Genomic DNA, 2,834 nt, shown 5'->3' with positions numbered 1-2,834 from the left:
CTTCTCAGGGTTTACGAACAAGAACTTTAAGATGTTCGGGTTCAACAAGAACTTTTGCTCGAAGCCGAGGATGCTACTTGGGTCTGCCTTCATTTCGAAGTAGACATAGTGTCCCTTTTCCTGCTTCTTGATATCATAGGCCAAGTATTTTACGCCCATGTCATCCTGCTTGGTAATTTCTACGTCAGCAGCTGCAAATGTGCTGGTCACGAATTCCAAACCAGCCTGTGTGTTATCTTCGTTTGCATTGAAAATAACAGTGAACTCATAATTTCTCATGGTTCCTCCTTACGGACTTTATGATCCGCCCTCAAGAGCGGATAAAGAGGTGTCTGCATACCCTACCATACATTGTATGGCTTGGTCAACAAATCTCATTCTGTCATCAAGCTTTATATCAGCTCACGACTTCCATAGAAAAACCGCCGGAGCGACCGACGGTTTTGTACATTGTACGAAGTATAAGTCTACTTGAACAGACTATTTATTCTTATGTCTATTCTTTCTGAGCTTCTTCTTTCTCTTATGAGTAGCAATCTTATGCTTCTTTCTTTTTCTTCCACAAGGCACTATAGCGCTCCTTACCAACCGTCTCTATTTTCGGTAGAGCCCGAATACGACTGGTTTTGTAATTACCGGTCTATTATGCAGGGAAGATAAATCAACGTCAATAGGGTACTTGGGAAATTTCTCGTATCCTCTTATGTGAAATTCCTGCGCTTTCAGGTGCGTTTCACTTGCTCTAATTGCACTTTCTTTTTACTATAGAGGCATCCGGGGGTGGCACATGAAGGTACTTATCTTCGGCCTTGGAATGCATGGAGGCGGTTTTGCAGCAGCCTCGTATTTCCTTGACCATGGAGATGAAGTAAGAATTACAGATCTGAAGGGAACCAGTGATCTCGGTTATGAGATGGAAGATCTCAACCAACGAGGGGCATTGTGCATCTCCGGGCCACATCGAGCAGAAGATTTTCTGTGGGCTGACATTGTAGTCAAAAACCCAGCCATCCCTCCCAACCACCCAATGCTCAGGTACGCCCGTATGGTAGTCAATGACTTTGCCTGGCTGTTCAGCTCCCCTTGGTGCGAACAGGTAAAGATCATAGGAATCACAGGAACCAAAGGGAAAACCACAACCAGTGCAGCTGTTGCCCATGTACTGCAGGAGTATGGGTACGAGGCAATGCAGTGTGGGAATATGGGGATCAGCGGATTCAGCATTCTCAGAGAGTGGGAAAGACGGAATGAGCAAGGAAGAGCACTTCCCGAGTTCCTTGTCTGCGAATTCTCATCTTGGCAAATTCGGGACACGGTACAGGCAATGCACGGACAGCTACCGATGATGGAGCTCTGTGCACTTACCAACTTCTATCCTGATCACCTGAACTCCTATGAATCTATAGAGCGCTATCTTGAGGATAAACTGCAATTATTCACCAGAAACATCAAGATGGCTGTTATCCCTGATGTGATGCTGGGCAGGATAAGAACCCAGACCCACTTGGACAAACGACATATCCGTGGGATTGACAGAGCAAGCGCGAAGGTACTTGAGGAACAACCACATCTCAGGAGTGCCTATGCCATTCTGCTTGCATTGGGTTTCAAATACAAAAGTATTCTTAAGGCCCTGCAGAGTTTCCAAGGGGTTCCGCACCGAATCGAACAGTTGGGGATGCTTGGCAATATCCTGTTTGTCAATGACAGCGCAGCAACAATTCCCGAAGCAGTGCACTTCTCCTATGCAAAGTTCAGAACCATGGCAGTACACCTCATCTGCGGTGGTACAGACAAGAATCTCAAAGCTGAAGGGATGCTTGAGGAACTGCTGCATGCAAGCAGTCTCTCCCTGCTCGATGGAAGTTTCACCAGAGGCAAGCTAATTCCTCTGCTTGAGAAGCACCATATCCCATATTACGGTCCCTTCAAGTCAATGGGAGATGCCCTCCAGCAGAGTTATGAAATGGCTCGTGTGAAGGAACAGGAGTTGCCGAATCTGGTACAGGCAATTCTTCTCTCGCCTGGAAGTGCTTCCTTTGAACTGTTCGCCAATGAGTTCGACCGTGGAAACCAGTTCAAGAACTTGGTAGGGCTTCTGCTTGGCTCTTGATGCTCCTTCTGGAGCGAAACCTGATTGTCTCAAAGAACATATAACAATGCCAGGTTAGCCGATTGTAGAGATAATCCGTTGAGGGCGAGCGGTAATACGGTTGTCCTCCAAATGAGCGTTTGAATATCTCCAACCCAGCAAGGTGACTTGCCCTACCCTTCGGCCCAGGAATTCCATACAGGTCGTAGATACCACACTTTCTCTCACAAGCCATCCTGATTGCAAAATCCTGCAATAAATAGGAACAGGAAATGCCATCAAAGCGCAAGGACGCCCCATAGAGATAGATTGCTTCAGAGGGACTGAACAGTACGACAATCCCCCCGACAATCTTCTTTCCCTCATAAGCCAACAGAAGCTGAGAGGTGAACATACTCTCATCAGGGGAAAGCATCATCAGGGAACGAAGATATTTTTTTGACCTGGGACTGAACCCATCCCTTCGTGCTGTTTCCAAATACACATCATACCAAGCAAGAAAGGATGCCTCATCCCCCTCATGTACCCGTACCTGGAAAGCTTGTTCCGCTTTCCTGAGCGCACGCTTGGCCCTCTCCCGATACCCCAGTGTTACTGCATGGTATCCCCACCTGAGGTCTATCCTGACAGTACCTTCAGGTTGTACACTCTGCTCCAATGTCCTGAGCCTTCTTGTGCGAAAAGTCATGACATTCTGATCATTCACTTCTTCAAATGGCAGGTCATAGCGGAGTGCAAACAC

The 2,834-nt window shown here is 47.1% G+C and carries 3 protein-coding genes; 1 reads left to right on the top strand and 2 read right to left on the bottom strand.

Going from position 1 to position 2,834, the window contains the following annotated elements:
- Positions 1-279: 30S ribosomal protein S6 (gene rpsF, locus JF818_RS16175; RefSeq protein ID WP_198893072.1), on the bottom strand; the 279-nt coding region annotated here is incomplete at its 3' end.
- Between the two features lie 508 nt (positions 280-787).
- Here rpsF and JF818_RS16170 point away from each other — a divergent pair.
- Positions 788-2,113, top strand: a complete 1,326-nt coding sequence (locus JF818_RS16170; protein WP_198893071.1) for a Mur ligase family protein — start codon at positions 788-790, stop codon at positions 2,111-2,113.
- Here the strand turns inward: JF818_RS16170 and JF818_RS16165 are convergent.
- Positions 2,079-2,834 (bottom strand): peptidoglycan bridge formation glycyltransferase FemA/FemB family protein (locus JF818_RS16165; RefSeq protein WP_198893070.1); only part of this gene is annotated, 756 nt, incomplete at its 5' end. The two genes, JF818_RS16170 and JF818_RS16165, sit on opposite strands and share 35 nt — an antisense overlap.

Origin of the sequence: Sphaerochaeta sp. S2, assembly GCF_016406725.1 — a bacterium.
Lineage (GTDB): Bacteria > Spirochaetota > Spirochaetia > Sphaerochaetales > Sphaerochaetaceae > Sphaerochaeta.
The sequence above is the reverse complement of the archived record's forward strand: the minus strand, read 5'-3'. Positions and strand labels throughout refer to the sequence as shown.